This is a genomic window from Citrobacter sp. LUTT5, assembly GCF_009905315.1.
GTDB lineage: Bacteria > Pseudomonadota > Gammaproteobacteria > Enterobacterales > Enterobacteriaceae > Citrobacter > Citrobacter freundii.
Genome location: NZ_CP047606.1, coordinates 2,326,164 through 2,344,298, shown reverse-complemented (window position 1 = coordinate 2,344,298; position 18,135 = coordinate 2,326,164). Strand labels below are relative to the sequence as shown.

Sequence of the window (18,135 nt, the reverse complement as noted above, 5' to 3'; positions counted from 1 at the left end):
ATCCGGCATTTTAAACGCCTAGTGTTGCTCCTCGCCGCCGAGGAAATAGATACCAAGCGGGATAGCCAACAGAATCGTAAACACCATGCTGTAGACACAAATCATTGCAGATTGAATGGCATACATTGAAGCGGTCCAGTCGGATAGCGGAATGTCATACTGTTCAATAACGCCGCCGATCGTCGCGCGCGTCACGACCGACGCTGCGATAATAAACACTCCAAGCAGGCACAACAAAAATTTCCGTCCCTTCGCTGTTTTCAGCTTAGCCATGATCATAGTACTGTCCTTTTGCAGATGAAAACCTTGTTACTTTGCGCTAACAATACCATGACATCAACTGACTGTCTGCTACATAAACCGCATACAGGGTTGACGTCAGCATTATTTCGCTGAAAATAACGCTGATTGCATTATTTATCTCTCCTTTTGATTAATGATCTGACCGCCCTAACTGAGTAAAATATCCGGGGATTAAGATGTCAGATGATATTTAGATAACATGGAGTTGCCAGGAAGAATCATGATCGCTGAACTGTTTATGAATAATGCGTTTAATTTGACGGTAATTCTCAGCTGCTGTGCCGCGCTGGTCCTGATGAGTGTCTGGTATCATCGTGGAGAGCGTCGCTGCAAAGGATTCATATTTCATGCCGCACAATTTTTTGTCTATGCCATTATCATTGGGACGTTTGGCAGCATTGCTAATAACGTTATCGAAAGTTACAGCCTGAAATTTATCTCCCCCAACGTGGTCGACTTTATCTGCACCTCGTTGATTGCATTGATCCTGACCATCAAACTTTTTCTGGTGATTAATCAGTTTGAAAAGACGCAGATTAATAAAGGCAGAGATATCACCAGCGCGAGGATCCTGTCGCGTATCATCAAGATTACCATCGTGGTTGCCATCATTTTACTGTATGGCGAACACTTCGGTATGAGCTTATCCGGCCTGTTAACCTTTGGCGGCATTGGCGGTATCGCTGTGGGTATGGCGGGGAAAGATATTCTGAGCAACTTCTTCTCAGGCATTATGCTCTATTTCGACAGACCGTTTAGCATCGGCGACTGGATCCGCTCCCCGGACCGCAATATTGAAGGCACAGTGGCCGAAATTGGCTGGCGAATGACTAAAATAAACACCTTCGACCATCGTCCGTTGTATGTGCCAAACTCGATTTTCTCCTCCATCAGCGTAGAAAATCCAGGGCGCATGACCAACCGGCGTATTAAAACGGTGATCGGGTTACGATATGAGGATGCCGATAAAGTCGGTGCTGTTGTCGAGTCGGTCAGAGAAATGCTGCAAAACCATCCAGGAATAGACCAGAAACAAACTCTGTTGGTCTATTTTAATGAATTTGCCGATTCATCGTTGAATATCATGGTGTATTGCTTCACGAAAACCACCGTCTGGAAGGAATGGCTCGCGGTACAGCAAGACGTTTATTTAAAGATTATCACGATAGTCCAGGCAAATGGCGCCGACTTTGCGTTCCCCAGCCAGACGCTGTATATGGATAATCCTGAAGCATCGCCGTCGACACACTAACAAAAAAAGACGCGGAAATCCGCGTCTTTTTTGTACTTATTTCAATGAGGCAATATCAATTACAAAGCGGTATTTCACATCGCTTTTCAACATCCGCTGCCAGGCATGATTAATATCCTGAATATTGATCACTTCAACATCGGCGGTAATACCATGCTGACCGCAAAAATCGAGCATCTCTTGCGTTTCGGCAATACCGCCGATAACTGAACCCGCCACAGACCTACGTCCAAGGATCAGGGGAACCGTATTCAGAAACGGATCCAACGCACCGAGATAACCAACCAGCACCAGCGTACCGCTTAGTGCCAGGGTTGGGATATACGGGTTCAGGTCATGAACGTAGGGCACAGTATCGATAATCAGATCAAACTGATTCGCTGTCGCTTTCATCTGCTCACTGTCAGTGGAAAGCACAACATGACTGGCACCCAAACGTCTGGCATCAGCTTCTTTGCCCGGTGAACGCGTAAACAGCGTAACTTCCGCGCCCAGTGCATTTGCAAGTTTGATTGCCATATGCCCAAGCCCACCCAGACCAACAACCGCGACTTTACTGCCCTCGCCTACCTGCCAATGGCGCAGAGGCGACCATGTCGTGATCCCGGCGCAGAGCAGCGGTGCCGCACCGCGTAAATCGATCCCTTCAGGGACCTTCACCACAAACTTTTCAGTAACGACAATTTTGTCAGAATAGCCGCCGAAAGTGGGCAGACCGTCATGACGGTCGATATCGTTATACGTTAGCGTGTTGCCTTCTTCGCAATATTGTTCCAGCCCTTGTTCACAGGCGCTACAGTGTTGACATGAATCAACCATGCAGCCTACCCCTGCGAGATCGCCCACGTTGAATTTCGTTACCGATTTACCAACATGCACCACGCGGCCAATGATTTCATGCCCTGGTACCATCGGATATTTAGCACCGCCCCAATCGTTGTAGGCGTTGTGGATATCCGAGTGGCAAACACCGCTGTATAAAATATCGATAACCACATCATCTTCACGCGGGTCACGACGAACAAAACTATGGGGGACTAAATCTTCTTTCACTGCCAGAGCAGCATAACCCTTCACGTTCATGACCATTGAGATCTCCTCAGGGATTAGGTGTTACCAGAACCAGCATAGTTCAGGGCAGCAGGTTGTACTCAGCGTCGCTAACCGGTTCCAGCCATTCGTTCGACGCGCCAGGGGCCGGGATTTCCACGGCGATATGGGCAAACCAACTATCACGCGCAGCGCCGTGCCAATGTTTCATTCCCGCGGGAATATGCACGACATCACCGGTTTCCAGCTCGCGCGCCGGTTGATTCCATTCCTGATACCAGCCTCTACCACCGGTCACCAGCAATATTTGTCCGCCCTCATGATGAACATGCCAGAAGTTACGACCACTCGGTTCAAATGCGACATTGCCAATTACCACACCTTCCATGGAGAGCATGGTCAGATAGCTATCACCAGTGAAATACTTCGCATAAGCTTCATTTTTCTCGCCTCGCGGAAAGACGCTGTTACCATCAAATTGTTCGTTCATAGTGACTCCAGTATGAATAATGTCTGCGGTGTTCGTGCAAGACATTCATCAAAAACCGTACGGGCATAGCAGGACAGGCCGTTCAGACTGCGAGGGAAACCGCAGTATGCTTAGAGCTGTGCTTCATTGAGCGTGAGTCCCGCATCCAGTTGGTATTGCATATTCGACTCTCCAGAGCGGTGGCAACATTGCACCACCGGGGGCTGAAAACAGTAAAATTATAGAGACTCGACGTGTCGGTGATTAGAGAGGAAAAGAAAGACAAACTTATGAGCTGGGCTCATCAATAATAAGCAGCAGGTACTCTTTATTTGCAGGTTACTGATTGATGACTTACGCCACAATCTCGATTAAATTGCCGTCAGGATCTTTTATCACCGCTTCGTAATAACCATCGCCCGTAGTGCGCGGACCTGAGACTAATATCCCCTGTTTCTGCGCTTGCATTGCAACGGCATCAACATTTTCATTGCCGCCAACAGAAATGGCGAGGTGTACCCACCCGCAACGATTATTGTCAGGTTGCTGCCCGACAAGACCCGGTTTGGTCATTAACTCAATTGCAATATCCTCGCCAATTTTGACAAAATAAGATTCAAACCCAGGGTTGGTTTTACTGCAGTATTTCTCGTTGATCTTACCGTCAAAAAATGAGACCCAGAAGCGAGCTTGCTGCTCGAGATTCTGTGTCCATAACGCCATATGCGCAATTTTCATAGCTTACCTCTTTCCGTTGTATCCAGAATAGTACGGTCCCTGTAAGGGATGTTGACATCGTTAATCATAATGCACGATCATGCACTTTATTGCTCGATGTTTATTTTACCTGGAGTATCTATGCTTGATTACGCCGCATTCCCGGAACAGCGCCAGGCGCTTATCTATCAGATCCTGCAAGAAAACGGCAGAGTCATTTGTTCTGAACTCGCGAACCGATTAGGTGTTTCTGAACATACAATTCGTCGTGACTTGCATGAATTGAGCAAAGATGGCGTGTGCAAGAAGGTCTATGGTGGCGCGGTAATTGCACTCCCTGAATCCGAAGACATTGCCGTGCGCAAGGGTATTAATGTGGCCAAAAAGAGCAACATCGCGCAGCGATGTGCCAGACTGGTCAAATCCGGAAGCTGTATTTTTATCGACACGGGTAGCACCAATCTGGCGATGGCAGAAGCTCTGCCCGCCGAACTGGCGTTAACCGTGGTGACAAATTCACCGGAGATTGCCGCCGTTTTGCTAAAAAAACCGCTGTTTGAGGTCATTATGCTGGGCGGCGCGGTACAGAGATCTTCTGGCGGGTGTGTGGGAGCTTCCGCCATCGCACAAGTGCAGGACATTTTATTCGATCAGGGATTTATTGGCGGCTGTGCGATGTCGCCTGAATCCGGCTTAACGGGGTTTGATTACGCGGATTGTGAGTTCAAAAAAGCGGTGATCAAACAATGTAATGAAACTATCGTCGCGCTAACCGCTGAAAAAATCCCAGCCGTCGCCCGATATGTCGTTACCGAAAGCAGCAATATTGATGTGATTGTTGTAGAGGACAACATCAGCAAAGAGTACGCCACAGCATTCCAGGCGCACGACATTCGGATTTATACCGTCTAACCGTGTCAGGCTCTCTGAAAACTTACTGTGCTAAACGTCGCTCCTGGCGTCAGCGCGGTGATAGCTGACAGACAATCCAGACGGATTTTTTGCTGATTTTCAGATTGCCCCACTACCAGAAATTCTTCTTTTTCCACGGTGGTAGACGTCGTCAGCGCTTTAGAATCAAAACATGTGCCATCCGTTAGTTCAATGCGCAACCAATAGTGGTACATGCAGGCGATTTCCAGATAATCATGAAGATCGCAATCTATCGGGTGATACTCTTCGGTCGTTTTCATCGCGTTACCTTCCCCAACGTCTTGTATATTCGGGAAATCGCCAACGCAACTTCCCGAACTATCCAGCTATTTCAACGCTTCAATGGGAGCGCCAAAATTAATATGCAGCACATTGCCGTCAATCACCAGCGCCGGAACAGATTTCACGCCAGCCACTTCAGCCTCGGCAACCCGATCAGGATGCTCTCCCAGATGAACCACATCGATTTCAACATCCGCAGACAAGTGCTGCAGAAGAGCTTGTTCTGCGGAAACACAAACCGGGCAACCTGCATGATAGAAACGAGCTTTAGTCATGATACATCTCCTATAAATTATAGTATCGATTCGATACTATAATTTATAGTACGTTGCTTTTATTCTTTGTCAATATAGTTTTTAATCGATACTATATGCCGAGGAGGATTTGTTATGCCCGACATGTCACTTTTCGACGTACTTGACCGGCTTTCCAGCCTGACACGGATGTGGTTTCGCCAGCATCCTTTACTGGTGGATCTCCAGCCAGTACAACTTAGTGCGTTAATGTATCTGGCCCGTTGTAACCGTTATTCCAATACGCCGCTTGGCGTGACAGACTACCTTGGTCTCACCAAAGGTACCGTGTCGCAATCGCTGAAGCTGTTGGAAAACAAAGGGTTGATTGTTCGCAAGCCGGATGACCGTGATAAACGTAGCGTCCATCTCCACTTAAGTGAGTCTGCCAATACCTTACTGGAAGCCCTGCTGCCCCCCACGTTTTTAGTGGAGGGTGAATCGGCAATGGGTGAACGGGCGAGCGTACTCAGAGAGCTGCTGTTAGAACTGTTACGCGGGATCCAGAGGAGCAACAATGTGCCTGGCTTTGGTCTTTGCCATAGCTGTCGGTTCCACCAAAAAATTGATGGTCAGGGATTTTGTAATCTGACGAAAGAGGGATTAAGTGAAGAAGATTCGTTGCTGATTTGCCGTGAGCATCAACCGCCGGAAACGTAATGCGGTTAACAAAGGTTAACGAGAGGTGCTGGCGCTGAAATCCGCGCCAGCTCTGGTTTTAGATGAGGTTAACGAAGGTTATCAGGAGAGTGTATCCAACTAGTGCTTAACGATATACATTGTGCGGCTATAGGCCACATCTTCAGGGTTAGTAATCGGATACCCTTTCAGCCACGGTTTAATTAAACGCCCATTAGTGTACTGATAGATCGGCGCAATAGGCGCCTGTTCCATCAGAATTTTCTCCGCAGCGTTATAATCAGCATTCCGCGCTTTTTCTGTATTCTCCAGAGTAGCCTGGGTCAACACTTTATCGTATGCCGGATTATTAAAGCGGGAGATATTGCCCGTATGGGTCGATGTTAATAGCGACAAGAACGTAGAAGGTTCATTGTAGTCACCCACCCAGGAGGCACGGATCACATCAAAGTTGCCGGTATTACGACTATCAATATAGGTTTTCCACTCCTGGTTTTGCAGTTTCACGTCAACACCAAGGTTTTTCTTCCACATAGAAGCCACTGCGATAGCAATCTTCTGATGATTTTCTGAGGTGTTGTACAGCAGCGTCAGTTTAAGCGGTTTCTGTGGACCATAGCCCGCCGCACGCAGCAGCGTTTTCGCCTGCGCATTCAATTCTTCCTGACTCATTTGCTCAAACGGTGAAGGTTCAGGCACAAATCCTGCCGTTACATCCGGCGTAAAATGCCATGCAGGCTTCTCACCGGTACCCAGCACCTTCTCCGCCATCAGGCGACGATCGATAGTCATGCTGAGCGCCAGACGCACGCGTGAATCGGCAGTCGGTCCCTTCTGGGTATTAAAGGCATAATAATAAGTACCAAGCTGCGGCGGGGTGTAAACCTGACCCGGGATATCCTTCAACAGTTTCTGGTACATATTTTTCGGGAAGGATTCCGTGATATCAATATCACCAGCAAGATAGCGCTTGGTCGCTGCCGATTCCTGGTTAATTGGCAGGAAGGTAACTTTTTGCAGCACTGTTTTGGCGTTGTCCCAATAATGCGTGTTCGGGACAACTTCCAGTTTTTCGTTCACGACGCGATTTTTTAGCACATAGGCGCCGTTACCAATCAGGTTACCCGGTTTGGTCCACTCTTTGCCGCTCTCAACGTTGGCTTTTTGTACCGGATAAAATGCAAAACTCGCCGTCAGATTGGCAAACCAGGGCAGCGGTTTATCCAGTTGAACTTTCAATGTCCGCGCATCGACAGCACTAACGCCAAGTTTATCAGGCGTGGCTTTGCCATCGATAATAGCCTGAGCATTATTAATACCCGCCAGCGCAGCAAACCAGGCAAACGGCGACAGCGTTTTTGGATCAACCAGACGCTGCCAGCTGTAGACAAAATCCTGCGCCGTTACGGGCGTACCATCCGCCCATTGCGCATTGTCGCGCAGCGTAAACGTCCAGATGCGGTTATCGTTACTCTTCCACTGGGTAGCGACGCCAGGTACGATCTCACCCTTCTCATTCTGGTTGACCAGCCCTTCAAATAAATCACGAATTACCTGAATCTCAGGGAGCCCGACGGCCTTTGCCGGATCAAGCGACGCCGGTTCGTCTTTTATATGACGCACCAGTTCTTGTTTCTCTGCCAGTACCGTTCCGCTGGGAACATCAGCAGCCCAGGATAAAGAAATGCTGCTAACCAACAACGCACAACAGGTTACTGAAACAGAATGCTGCATAAGATACCCTCGATTCCGGCTACTAAGTGAATGTGTAATTATTTGTATCGCCAGCAGGAAATGCAATTAACTTCCGACAAGAAAGTGATATTACACCTGAAAAGATAAGTGTGTGAAAACGATTTGATTATCCATACATTTTGCACAACACTGCGAGTAACAATCCAAGCATTCAGAGATGACTATGACCGTTACCCGTCCCCGTGCCGAGCGCGGCGCATTCCCACCTGGAACCGAACATTACGGACGTTCATTGTTAGGCGCACCGCTAATCTGGTTTCCTGCACTGGCAGCCGATCGTGAAAGCGGCCTGATACTGGCGGGAACGCACGGCGACGAAAACTCCTCGGTCGTTACCCTTTCCTGCGCATTGCGTACGCTTAACCCTTCCCTGCGTCGCCATCATGTGGTGCTAGCCGTAAACCCTGACGGTTGCCAGCTTGGGCTGCGCGCAAATGCGAACGGCGTCGATCTTAACCGTAACTTTCCCGCCGCAAACTGGAAAGCAGGCGAAACGGTGTATCGCTGGAACAGTAGCGCAGAAGAGCGTGATGTGGTGTTGTTGACCGGCGATCATCCGGGCTCGGAACCAGAAACCCAGGCATTATGTCAGCTTATTCACCGAATTCATCCCGCCTGGGTAGTCTCTTTTCACGATCCACTGGCCTGTATTGAAGATCCCAGAAGCAGCGAGCTGGGCGCGTGGCTGGCACAATCGTTTGAATTGCCTCTGGTCACCAGTGTAGGTTATGAAACGCCCGGCTCTTTTGGTAGCTGGTGCGCAGACCTAAACTTACACTGTATAACCGCCGAATTTCCGCCCATTTCATCGGATGGAGCGAGCGAAAAATACCTGCTGGCTATGTCCAATCTCCTGCGCTGGCACCCTAGAGATGGAGCTGCCCGGTCGTAAAATGCAGGGCTGGCACCGCATCGGTGGCAAGCCACGTTGGACCATCAAGATCGGCAAAGCTAACCAGTGGCGTAAGGGGTAATGCCGCGCCGATCGCCCGGGAGGTACACAGCATACAGCCCAGCATCAGCGCAAATCCCTGCTCGCGTGCTTCGGTTGCCAGCGCGAGCGCTTCCGTCAGGCCGCCTGTTTTGTCCAGTTTGATATTGACCATTTCATAGCGTCCGTGCAGCGCTTTCAGACTGCTACGGGTGTGGCAGCTTTCATCTGCGCAGATGGGCAGCGGATGTACAAAATTCTCCAGCGCGGCATCATCCTGCGCCGGCAGTGGCTGCTCCAGCATCGCAACCCCTAAATCAGCCAGCAACTGACAGCGTGCCGCAAGGCCTTCTGCCCGCCAGGATTCGTTGGCGTCGACAATAATCGTGGCGTCAGGAACAGCCGCACGAATGGCAACCATTCGCTCACTAATCAAGCGAGCATCCAGTTTAACTTTCAGCAATTTCGCGCCATTTTCCCACAGCGCAGCCGCGCTCGCAGCCATTTGTTCCGGCGAGGCAATCACTACGGTTTGCGCCGTAGTCACCACTTCCGCCAGTTCACTTCCCACTAATTCCGCCAGCGACTGCTGCTGTTGACGCGCGCTTAGATCCCACAACGCGCAATCCACGGCATTACGCGCTGCACCCGCTGGCAGCTGCTTTTGCAGCTCTTCACGCGTCATTCCGTTTTCCAGTTGTGGCGCAATGCTCATAATTTGCGCCAGCACTGAGGCATCGCTTTCACCGTAGCGCGGGTACGGTGTGCACTCGCCTATACCTGTGACGCCGTTTTCTTCCACCTCGACAACCACCACATGCGCTTCGGTCCGGCTCCCACGGGCAATGACAAAGGGAGTGTGCAGCGGCCAGGCTTCCTCATATACCTTAACTGTTCTCATTTGTTTTCCTTAATGCAGTCCCTGAAGCGGATATCCGCAAATAGCGTTTGCCGTGTTAACTGCTGATGGCATAAACTAGCCTCGACGTTAACTATATGTAAACAGGAAGATAACCATGTCACAAACCGTTCATTTCCAGGGCAACCCGGTTGCAGTTGCCGGCTCTATTCCTCAGGCTGGAAGCAAAGCTCAGGCTTTTACCCTTGTGGCTAAAGACCTGTCTGACGTTACGCTGGGCCAGTTCGCAGGCAAGCGCAAAGTGCTGAATATTTTCCCAAGCATCGATACCGGCGTTTGCGCGGCATCGGTACGTAAGTTTAACCAACTGGCGACAGAAATCGACAATACCGTCGTACTGTGCATCTCAGCCGACCTGCCATTCGCCCACTCTCGTTTTTGCGGCGCGGAAGGTCTGAGCAACGTTATCACGCTGTCCACCCTGCGCAACGCAGAATTCCTGAAAAACTACGGTGTTGAAATCGCTGAAGGCCCGCTGAAAGGCCTGGCCGCACGTGCCGTGGTCGTTATTGATGAAAATGATAACGTTGTTTTCAGCCAGCTGGTCAATGAAATCACCAACGAACCAGACTACACCGCTGCGCTGGACGTACTGAAAGCGTAAGCTGCGTCTGCATACAAAAATGCCTCCACATGGAGGCATTTTCATTTACGGCATTACTCTTCGCTTTTTTTCTGCTGGCTCAGTCCATACTCACGCAATTTGTTAGCTATCGCAGTATGCGAAACACCTAGGCGCTTGGCCAGCTTGCGCGTGCTGGGATAATTCATATACAGCTGCGTCAACACGGAGCGTTCAAAGCGGCTGGTGATTTCATCCAGCGACCCTTCCATCACCTCTTCTCCGACAGCAACCGTTGCCGCATCGTAATCCGGCAGCAAAATATCCTGTGGTCGCAGCTCATAGCCTTCTAGCTGGGTCAGAGCCCGGTAGATCGCATTTTTAAGCTGACGCACGTTGCCCGGCCAACCATAACGAGTTAGTACCGTGCTGAGATCTGCGGACAGTTTCGGACGCGGCACGCCCTGCTCGTCGGCAAAACGCGCCACAAACAGTTCGGTAAGCGGCATAATATCTTGTGGGCAATCGCGCAGCGGCGGCAGGTTTAGCGTTAGTACATTCAGACGATAATAGAGGTCTTCACGGAAAAGTCCTTTCTGCACCAGTTCCACAAGGTTCTTTTGCGTTGCGCAAATCACGCGAACATCAACATGAACTTCGTGATCTTCTCCCACACGACGGAACGTGCCGTCATTGAGAAAACGCAGCAATTTGGTCTGCATACGCGGCGACATTTCGCCAATTTCATCTAACAGAACCGAACCGCCATTCGCCTGCTCAAAGAAGCCTTTTTTACCTTCCGGCGCATGGCCAAACAGCTCGCTTTCAACCGCATCTTCAGGAATTGACGCGCAGTTCAGCGCCAGATACGGTTTTGACGCACGCGGACTTGCCAGGTGGCAGGCATGAGCAAAGAGATCTTTGCCGGTGCCGGTATTACCGGTAATCAGCAGCGGCGCGCTCAGCGTCGCCAGCTTACGCGCCTGTTCCACCACGTGTTTCATTTTAGCGCTGACGGCAATAATCTGGCTAAACGCGCTGAGATCCTGCGTAGTCATATTTTGCAGCTGGCGTCCCATTCGGATAGTGGAGCGCAACATCACCACCGCACCGGTCAGCATCTGCTCCTGATTTTCGCCCTGCAAATGGACAGGCGTAATTTCCATCAGGAAATTCTGTCCGTTAATCACGACATGTTCGCTATGGGAATCCTGCGGATTGCTTTCCAGCCAGCGCTGGAAGTTAAACCCATTGATTAACTGGGCAGCGGTATGATTGCGCATCCGTTCCTGACTGTGGGCGAAAAGCTGACAGCTCGCAGGATTCGCCATCTCGATTTTGCTTTTCATATCCAGAGAAAGGACCGGTTCTGGTAGCGCCTCAAGCAGCGCGCTCAGCGCAAGATGTTCACGCTCTGAAGGCATCCAGGGTACAGTACGCACATCCGTAACGCCTGATATACGGCGGATTTCAGCCATCAGACTGCTGAAGTTGGTGAACTCCAGCTCAGCAAAATTAAGGTAAATTCGCCCGATGGGGTCAATCTCGATACCGCGTAAATCAATGCTTCTCAGCACCAGTAAATCGAGCAGTTCGCGGGTCAGACCAAGACGGTCTTCACAAAAGACTTCCAAACGCATAGGAACCTTCACCTGGACAAGGGATTATGTGTTAAATGATAAGCCAGTATTTGGTTTGCAGGAAGAACTCTGTCAACAAATATTGACAGCGAGCTGGAAAATTGGGCGCCGGGGCGTAAAGTTAAACGATCGGCGCCTGTTTTATAGTTAACTTTCGCGCGGAGATTTATTCTTTTGTAAGGTCTCTTTCACCTGACCAATCAGTTGGCGGCGGAAATCGCCCAGCCGTGGCTTATCATCATCGATCCACGGCAATGGTCGGCAAAGTTCCATAGCTTTAATGCCCAGACGCGCCGTTAATAACCCCGCGCCAATGCCCTGAGCTGCACGCGTTGATAAGCGGGCGGCTAAATCCTGCGACATCCAGTCCATTCCTACTTCCCGCACCAGTTCACTGGCCCCGGCAAAAGCGATATTCAACAGCACCAGACGGAACAAACGCAGGCGGCTGTAATAACCCAGCTCAATGCCATACAGCGAAGCAATACGATTAATCAGCCGCAGATTGCGCCAGGCGATAAACGCCATATCCACCAGCGCCAGCGGACTGACGGCAATCATCAGTGTGGATTCTGCCGCTGAACGGCTAATCTCACGCCGGGCTTGCGCATCCAGCACCGGCTGCACCAGATGGGCGTACAGACTAACCACTTCACGATCGTTCTGCGTTTCATGAATTGAGGCATACCAGCGCTGCAATGCCGGATGAGACTGATCGATGCCCGCCTGCTGCGCCAGCTTTTCACAAAATGCACGGCCTTTTCCGGTTCCATGGCTGTGGAGCAGATCTCGCGCTTCATCGCGCTCGTGCGCGCGCTGACGCAATCGCCATAGCCGACGCCATTCGGTCGCCACCGATCCAACCCCTGCACCGATAATCAATGCGCCTGCGGCACATCCTCCCAGCGCGACCCAATCCTGAGTCTGCCAGGCATTCATGGTCCACTGCACACCCTGAGCGACAACGCTCACGCCAAACAGCGCCACGCCACCCATCACCATCTTACGCCACAGACTACGTTTAGGGCGAAGGGCCGCATCAATAACGGCTTCTGCCTGACCTTCGTCTTCCAGTGGTTCATCCACTGTCGCCGGAGAAAAAGTCTGCGCCTCCGTTTCGTTAAACATCTGCTGCGCTTTAAACGCCGCATTTTGTTCCACGTCCAGCGGACCTGAGAAATCGATACGCGGTTTTAACGGCTCGCTCATCGCAATTTATCTCCTATTAAAAACTCCAGCGCGGCATCAAGACGGATATGCGGTAAGGGCTTATCGACATCCATCACCTGCGGGCGAAACGCCTCAAACTGAAAGCCCTGGTTGTCCCAAAATGCCTGTCCAGGTAAACGCGCGGGCACTTCCCCCGGATAAACGGTTAGCGGTTCGCCATCGCTCAGACGATTACCACGCAGCGCGGGGATCTTTTCACCTTTCACATCGATAAGGCCGCTGGTGGTTGCCTGCACCGATGCCAGGCCCAGACAATCCATGCTGATACCTTCGAACGCAGCGTTTTGCCAGGCATCCTGGATCAACTGCTGTAAAAGCGACACCATATTGGCGTGCTGATCGACCGTGACATGGTCAGCTTTGGTGGCGGCAAACAGCAGTTTGTCGATCACCGGAGAAAACAGCCGACGAAACAGCGTGCGCTGTCCATAATGGAAACTTTGCATCAGTTGGGTCAGCGCCAGACGCATGTCGTTAAACGCCTGTGGCCCGCTGTTGAGCGGTTGCAGGCAATCGACCAGCACAATCTGACGATCAAAGCGCAGGAAGTGATTCTTATAAAATCCCTTCACGACTTTTTCACAGTAGTAATTAAACCTGTCGCGCAGCATGCCCGCATTGGTGTGTTTATCTGCCTGCGCCAGCTTCGATTCTCCCCAGGCATCAACGTCCGGCCACGGGAAGAATTGCAACGCAGGCGCGCCCGCCATATCTCCTGGCAGAACAAAACGGCCCGGCTGAATAAAGTGCAGTCCCTGCTGCTTGCATTGATGCAGATACTCCGTCCAGGCAGCAGCAATTTCCGCCAGACGGTTTTCGTCAGCAGGTGCCAGTGGATCCAGCCCGTGGCTTAACTGCCGCCATTTTGCCGACCATTCGCCACGCTGACCCTGTAATAATCCGGTCATTTGCCGCGACCAGCTCAAATAATCCTGGGCCAGCATCGGTAAATCGAGCAGCCACTCCCCCGGATAATCGACGATTTCCAGGTACAGCGTGGAGGTGTCTTTAAAGTGGCGCAGTAATGAGTCATTAGACTTGTAACGCAGTGCCAGACGAATTTCACTCACACCGCGCGTTGGTGTCGGCCAGGTCGGCGGAGAGCCATACAGCTGCGCCAGTCCTTCATCATAGGTAAAGCGCGGAATACCAAAATCGCGTTGTGGAACCCGTTTCACGCCAAGCAGACGCTCTTCGCGCACGCAACTGAGCAACGGCAAACGCGCACCGGCATGAATATTGAGTAACTGATTAACCATTGCGGTGATAAACGCCGTCTTACCACTCCGGCTAAGTCCGGTGACAGCCAGGCGCAAATGCCGGTCTACGCCACGATTAACCAGCGAATTGAATTCATTTTTAAGTCGCTTCATCGCCATCCCGTTTTGCTGAAGGAACCGAAGAAATTATAACAAACAGGAAGTAAAGATAGGGGTCAATTCTTACTTATCAACTACCTGAGCTGTATCAGGCGGCATTATTCTTACCGCCTGTAGCAGAATGAATGTGGGCGGTTTATTTATTCTCTACTTTAGGAAGCGCTATCTGATTGATGCCACCTTCGTTGGTCACCTGCGTGTAGCCCATTTCAGTCAGCATATCTTTCGCCTGCCCTGATTGACGCCCGGAGTTGCAATAGAGCTTCACGGTATCGTTCTTATCTGGAACTTCAGTTACGATACGCGCCTTGATCTCTTTTAACGGGATGTTGACAGCCCCCTGAATATGCTGCTGTTGGTACTGTTCAGGAACGCGAACATCAATCCAGTGCTCGGCAGCATAAACCGGCATGCCAATAACCAGTGCCAACGCTAATACGCTTTTCTTCAACATAATATCTTCCTGACTGATAGTTGGATTTAACCCTTACACTATACGCCAGTTCTTAAGAAAATATTGCGACCGCATTATCACCGTCCGCACCCGTGGACGATTGTTCCTCAGCACGCACATAGTGCGGTTAGCCTTTTGATTTTCCAACTCGCATTCCGAGATTGTTGTCATTCGCCACTTAACTCCATAATATGTCCGCCATTGACTCTCGGACGGAGCTTGGGATCTATGTCTCCTACCATTTATGATATTGCACGAGCCGCTGGTGTATCAAAATCCACGGTATCGCGCGTGCTTAATAAGCAAACCAACATCTCGCCGGAGGCGCTTGAAAAGGTGCTGCGCGCAATTGATGAGTTACAGTATCAGCCTAATAAACTAGCTCGCGCGCTTACCTCTTCCGGATTTGATGCAATAATGGTGATATCTACCCGTTCTGCAAAAACAACTGCCGGTAATCCGTTTTTCTCTGAAGTATTGCATGCAATTACTGCCAAGGCTGAAGAAGTCGGTTTTGATGTCATATTGCAGACGTCGCGAAGCACCGAAGATGATTTACAAAAATGTGAGAGCAAAATTAAGCAGAAGTTGATCAAAGGGATCATTATGCTGAGCTCTCCTGCCGATGAATCATTTTTTGCTCGGTTGGATAAATACAACGTCCCGGTTGTGGTTATCGGGAAGGTTGAAGGTGACTACACTAATGTCTATTCTGTAGACACCGATAATTATCGCGACAGTATTACGCTGACAAATGCACTGATTGAGAGCGGCCACCGTAATATAGCCTGTTTGCATGCACCGCTTGACGTTCATGTTTCTATCGATCGCGTTAACGGTTATAAAGCCAGCCTTCAGGCACATAACATTAAAATGCGTGATGAGTGGGTTATTGACGGGGGGTATACTCATGAAACCGCCCTACTTGCTTCTCGAAAATTACTGAGTCAGCAGTCGTTACCCGATGCCGTATTTGCGACAGACAGCTTAAAGTTAATGAGTTTATATCGCGTAGCGGCCGAGAAAAACATTTCCATCCCAAAACAACTTGCCGTCGTAGGCTATAGTAATGAGCTACTTTCTTTTATGCTCACACCAGTTCCTGGTGGAATTGATGTACCTACTCAGCAATTGGGTGAACAAAGTTGTAATTTATTATTTAATCTGATTGCAGGTGAAAAAGGATTACAGAATATCACGGTGAGCACGCAAATATCGTTGGCGGACTCACTGGTGTAAAAACAGGGGCATAATAATGCCCCTGTTCATTTTTAGAATGCGTAGTTCACGCCTATGCCAGCATAATGGAACCTGTCGCTTTCACCTTCGTCATGATCTTCCCATTCATAAGCATACTCCAGAGACATTGATAAACCGTTCTGGAAATCATACGCATACAATAAACCGAGGCGATTGAAATCATGGCCTTCGCGTTCAGGATCATCCTGCCAGTCCCAGTTTGACCAGCGATCAAGCCCGATACGGGTATACGGCGTCAGGGTTGTATTGCCGAAGGACAGAGGCAGATAAGCCCGAATTTCCTGGGTTGAGAACTCACCATTATTACGCGAATCTGCCAGATTAAAGCCACGTTCAAGGTAATAGTTGACCGTTAACCCTACTGTTTCGTTAAACGTATAATTCAACCCGCTCTCACTTTCGACGCGGCTATCAGAGTAGCCAGTGGTGCTCAAATCATTAACGAATTGATACATCGCAAACCAGCCGCTAAAGCGCAGATCATCGGTAAGTTTAACATCCCAATCTGGCTGCACTTTCCAGCGCTGCATATTAGCTGTGTCTTTTCCGGGTTCATTGACATAGTGATAACCGTAATTACGGAAGCCACCGGTCAGGCCGAAATTAACATTTTCGCTTTCAAGGAATTGATAGCGGACTTCCAGTTCAGGGCGGTCAAACCACGTACCGCGCTTACCCTCGCTGTAATCAACCGGTCCTTCCTGGTAATAGGCCAGTGATATTTTCCACGGTCCATTGGACGCATTAAAATAGACGGACGGCTCAGCCAGTCCATCCATATCTTCGCCCTGACCTTCAACGTTTTCTATTTCGTACATAGCTCCGATATTAAAGTGCCAGTCATTCTTTTCAGCAGCCTGCGCGCAGGCCATTCCTGCGCTCATAATCAGCGCAGTCGCGGACAGTAGGGTTTTCATTATTATTCCTTGTTAAAATACTCGCAAAAATGCCCCAAGGCTTGGGGGGGATATCCCCCCGAAATTTTATTGAATAGCCACTTCAGTTTCAGCATCAAAGAAATGGCATTTCGCCATATCAAAATGAATAGTGATATTTTCTCCTGCGTGATAATCATTCACTGCACCGGCACGGACCACCAACTCATGCCCCCCAACAATGGTATAAAGCATAAATTCAGCGCCTGTGAGTTCTGCAACGCTAATTTTTGCCGATACACTATTTTCATTATTAAGCTGCGGATGGATATCCTCAGGGCGAATACCCAGCGTGATCGCCTGATGTTCATAACCCTGCGTTTTTAATTGTGCTAATTTATTCTCTGGAATCGTTAATTTTAGGGTTTCAGTAACAAACTTATCACCGTCAATCGCGCCACGAATAAAGTTCATGGCCGGTGAGCCAATAAATCCTGCGACAAACATATTTGCTGGGTGGTTATAAACTGTTTTCGGCGCACCGACCTGCTGAACAATACCATCCTTCATAATCACAATACGCGTCGCCATCGTCATGGCTTCTGTTTGATCGTGGGTAACATATATCATGGTGGTATTGAGTTTCTGATGCAGCTTGCTTATTTCTGCCCGCATCTGTACGCGAAGTTTGGCATCGAGATTCGATAAGGGTTCATCCATCAGGAAGACCCCTGCCTCACGAACAATCGCACGCCCAAGTGCCACACGTTGACGCTGACCACCGGATAACGCACCCGGTTTACGTTGCAGATAATCGCGCAGGCCAAGGATTTGCGCCGCCCAGTTGACACGTTCCTCAATCACTGCAGGGGCAATTTTCTGCATTTTCAGGCCAAACGCCATGTTGTCATAGACTGTCATGTGCGGGTACAACGCATAGTTCTGAAAGACCATCGCAATGTTGCGCGATTTCGCCGGCACATCGTTCATCCGTTTACCGTCAATCAGCAGATCGCCACCGCTGATCTCCTCCAGACCGGCGATCATGCGCAACGTCGTTGACTTCCCACAGCCTGAAGGGCCAACAAAAACAATAAACTCTTTATCTTCAATTTCCAGATTGAAGTCTTTAACGACGTGTACCTGGTTGTCGTAAATTTTTTGAATGTGTTGCAACGAAAGCTGTGCCATG

At 49.8% G+C, this 18,135-nt stretch carries 20 protein-coding genes; 6 read left to right on the top strand and 14 right to left on the bottom strand.

Annotated features, from left to right (window positions below; genetic code table 11):
- Positions 1 to 18: 18 nt before the first annotated feature.
- Positions 19 to 279 carry a DUF2534 family protein gene (locus GUC46_RS11235; protein WP_003020403.1) on the bottom strand — a complete coding sequence of 87 codons (261 nt, stop codon included), beginning with the start codon at positions 277 to 279 and terminating at the stop codon, positions 19 to 21.
- Positions 280 to 523: 244 nt separating this feature from the next.
- On the opposite strand from GUC46_RS11235, the gene GUC46_RS11230 reads away from it, so the two are divergent.
- A complete protein-coding gene (locus GUC46_RS11230; RefSeq protein WP_044710863.1) occupies positions 524 to 1,555 on the top strand; it encodes a mechanosensitive ion channel family protein in 1,032 nt (343 codons plus the stop codon).
- A gap of 36 nt (positions 1,556 to 1,591) precedes the next feature.
- Here GUC46_RS11230 and GUC46_RS11225 read toward each other — a convergent pair whose 3' ends face one another.
- The 3 genes from GUC46_RS11225 to GUC46_RS11215 all read right to left on the bottom strand — a co-directional run bounded on the left by GUC46_RS11225 (position 1,592) and on the right by GUC46_RS11215 (position 3,812).
- Complete coding sequence (locus tag GUC46_RS11225; RefSeq protein ID WP_044700101.1) at positions 1,592 to 2,644, bottom strand: NAD(P)-dependent alcohol dehydrogenase; 1,053 nt, start codon at positions 2,642 to 2,644, stop codon at positions 1,592 to 1,594.
- 43 nt (positions 2,645 to 2,687) lie between these two features.
- Positions 2,688 to 3,095 (bottom strand): cupin domain-containing protein, encoded by a 408-nt coding sequence (locus GUC46_RS11220; RefSeq protein ID WP_130714620.1) that lies wholly within the window; start codon positions 3,093 to 3,095, stop codon positions 2,688 to 2,690.
- 333 nt (positions 3,096 to 3,428) lie between these two features.
- Complete coding sequence (locus GUC46_RS11215) at positions 3,429 to 3,812, bottom strand: VOC family protein (RefSeq protein ID WP_046670747.1); 384 nt, start codon at positions 3,810 to 3,812, stop codon at positions 3,429 to 3,431.
- A 120-nt stretch (positions 3,813 to 3,932) separates the two neighbouring features.
- Between GUC46_RS11215 and GUC46_RS11210 the strand changes: the two genes are divergently transcribed.
- Entirely contained in the window at positions 3,933 to 4,703 is a 771-nt protein-coding gene (locus tag GUC46_RS11210; RefSeq protein WP_003843948.1) for a DeoR/GlpR family DNA-binding transcription regulator, read from the top strand.
- Between the two features lie 5 nt (positions 4,704 to 4,708).
- Here the strand turns inward: GUC46_RS11210 and GUC46_RS11205 are convergent, their stop codons facing one another.
- Positions 4,709 to 4,984 carry a Rho-binding antiterminator gene (locus GUC46_RS11205; protein WP_087878838.1) on the bottom strand — a complete coding sequence of 92 codons (276 nt, stop codon included), beginning with the start codon at positions 4,982 to 4,984 and terminating at the stop codon, positions 4,709 to 4,711.
- Positions 4,985 to 5,050: 66 nt separating this feature from the next.
- Positions 5,051 to 5,281 carry a glutaredoxin domain-containing protein gene (locus GUC46_RS11200; RefSeq protein ID WP_003843952.1) on the bottom strand — a complete coding sequence of 77 codons (231 nt, stop codon included), beginning with the start codon at positions 5,279 to 5,281 and terminating at the stop codon, positions 5,051 to 5,053.
- A 114-nt stretch (positions 5,282 to 5,395) separates the two neighbouring features.
- On the opposite strand from GUC46_RS11200, the gene GUC46_RS11195 reads away from it, so the two are divergent.
- Positions 5,396 to 5,959, top strand: a complete 564-nt coding sequence (locus tag GUC46_RS11195; protein ID WP_049003287.1) for a MarR family winged helix-turn-helix transcriptional regulator — start codon at positions 5,396 to 5,398, stop codon at positions 5,957 to 5,959.
- Between the two features lie 99 nt (positions 5,960 to 6,058).
- Here the strand turns inward: GUC46_RS11195 and mppA are convergent, their stop codons facing one another.
- On the bottom strand, positions 6,059 to 7,672 hold the full coding sequence (mppA, locus tag GUC46_RS11190) for a murein tripeptide ABC transporter substrate-binding protein MppA (RefSeq protein WP_003840789.1): 1,614 nt from the start codon (positions 7,670 to 7,672) through the stop codon (positions 6,059 to 6,061).
- 184 nt (positions 7,673 to 7,856) lie between these two features.
- Between mppA and mpaA the strand changes: the two genes are divergently transcribed.
- A complete protein-coding gene (mpaA, locus tag GUC46_RS11185; protein ID WP_130714989.1) occupies positions 7,857 to 8,585 on the top strand; it encodes a murein tripeptide amidase MpaA in 729 nt (242 codons plus the stop codon).
- Here mpaA and ycjG read toward each other — a convergent pair.
- Complete coding sequence (ycjG, locus tag GUC46_RS11180; protein WP_130714619.1) at positions 8,560 to 9,525, bottom strand: L-Ala-D/L-Glu epimerase; 966 nt, start codon at positions 9,523 to 9,525, stop codon at positions 8,560 to 8,562. The two genes, mpaA and ycjG, sit on opposite strands and share 26 nt — an antisense overlap.
- Positions 9,526 to 9,640: 115 nt before the next feature.
- On the opposite strand from ycjG, the gene tpx reads away from it, so the two are divergent.
- Positions 9,641 to 10,147 (top strand): thiol peroxidase, encoded by a 507-nt coding sequence (gene tpx / locus GUC46_RS11175; protein WP_003020437.1) that lies wholly within the window; start codon positions 9,641 to 9,643, stop codon positions 10,145 to 10,147.
- A 53-nt stretch (positions 10,148 to 10,200) separates the two neighbouring features.
- Here tpx and tyrR read toward each other — a convergent pair whose 3' ends face one another.
- The 4 genes from tyrR to pspE all read right to left on the bottom strand — a co-directional run bounded on the left by tyrR (position 10,201) and on the right by pspE (position 14,808).
- Positions 10,201 to 11,745, bottom strand: coding sequence for a transcriptional regulator TyrR (gene tyrR / locus GUC46_RS11170; RefSeq protein WP_032935606.1), 1,545 nt, complete (start codon positions 11,743 to 11,745; stop codon positions 10,201 to 10,203).
- Between the two features lie 147 nt (positions 11,746 to 11,892).
- Positions 11,893 to 12,954 (bottom strand): YcjF family protein, encoded by a 1,062-nt coding sequence (locus GUC46_RS11165; protein ID WP_044710879.1) that lies wholly within the window; start codon positions 12,952 to 12,954, stop codon positions 11,893 to 11,895.
- Positions 12,951 to 14,348 carry a YcjX family protein gene (locus tag GUC46_RS11160; protein ID WP_003020444.1) on the bottom strand — a complete coding sequence of 466 codons (1,398 nt, stop codon included), beginning with the start codon at positions 14,346 to 14,348 and terminating at the stop codon, positions 12,951 to 12,953. Before GUC46_RS11160 ends, GUC46_RS11165 begins: the two co-directional genes overlap by 4 nt.
- A gap of 142 nt (positions 14,349 to 14,490) precedes the next feature.
- Positions 14,491 to 14,808 carry a thiosulfate sulfurtransferase PspE gene (pspE, locus tag GUC46_RS11155; protein WP_003020447.1) on the bottom strand — a complete coding sequence of 106 codons (318 nt, stop codon included), beginning with the start codon at positions 14,806 to 14,808 and terminating at the stop codon, positions 14,491 to 14,493.
- A 228-nt stretch (positions 14,809 to 15,036) separates the two neighbouring features.
- Between pspE and GUC46_RS11150 the strand changes: the two genes are divergently transcribed.
- On the top strand, positions 15,037 to 16,047 hold the full coding sequence (locus GUC46_RS11150; RefSeq protein WP_048217506.1) for a LacI family DNA-binding transcriptional regulator: 1,011 nt from the start codon (positions 15,037 to 15,039) through the stop codon (positions 16,045 to 16,047).
- A gap of 32 nt (positions 16,048 to 16,079) precedes the next feature.
- Here GUC46_RS11150 and GUC46_RS11145 read toward each other — a convergent pair whose 3' ends face one another.
- A complete protein-coding gene (locus tag GUC46_RS11145) occupies positions 16,080 to 16,985 on the bottom strand; it encodes an OmpG family monomeric porin (protein WP_046670756.1) in 906 nt (301 codons plus the stop codon).
- Between the two features lie 66 nt (positions 16,986 to 17,051).
- Positions 17,052 to 18,134, bottom strand: a complete 1,083-nt coding sequence (locus GUC46_RS11140; RefSeq protein WP_044700116.1) for an ABC transporter ATP-binding protein — start codon at positions 18,132 to 18,134, stop codon at positions 17,052 to 17,054.
- Position 18,135 lies beyond the last annotated feature (1 nt).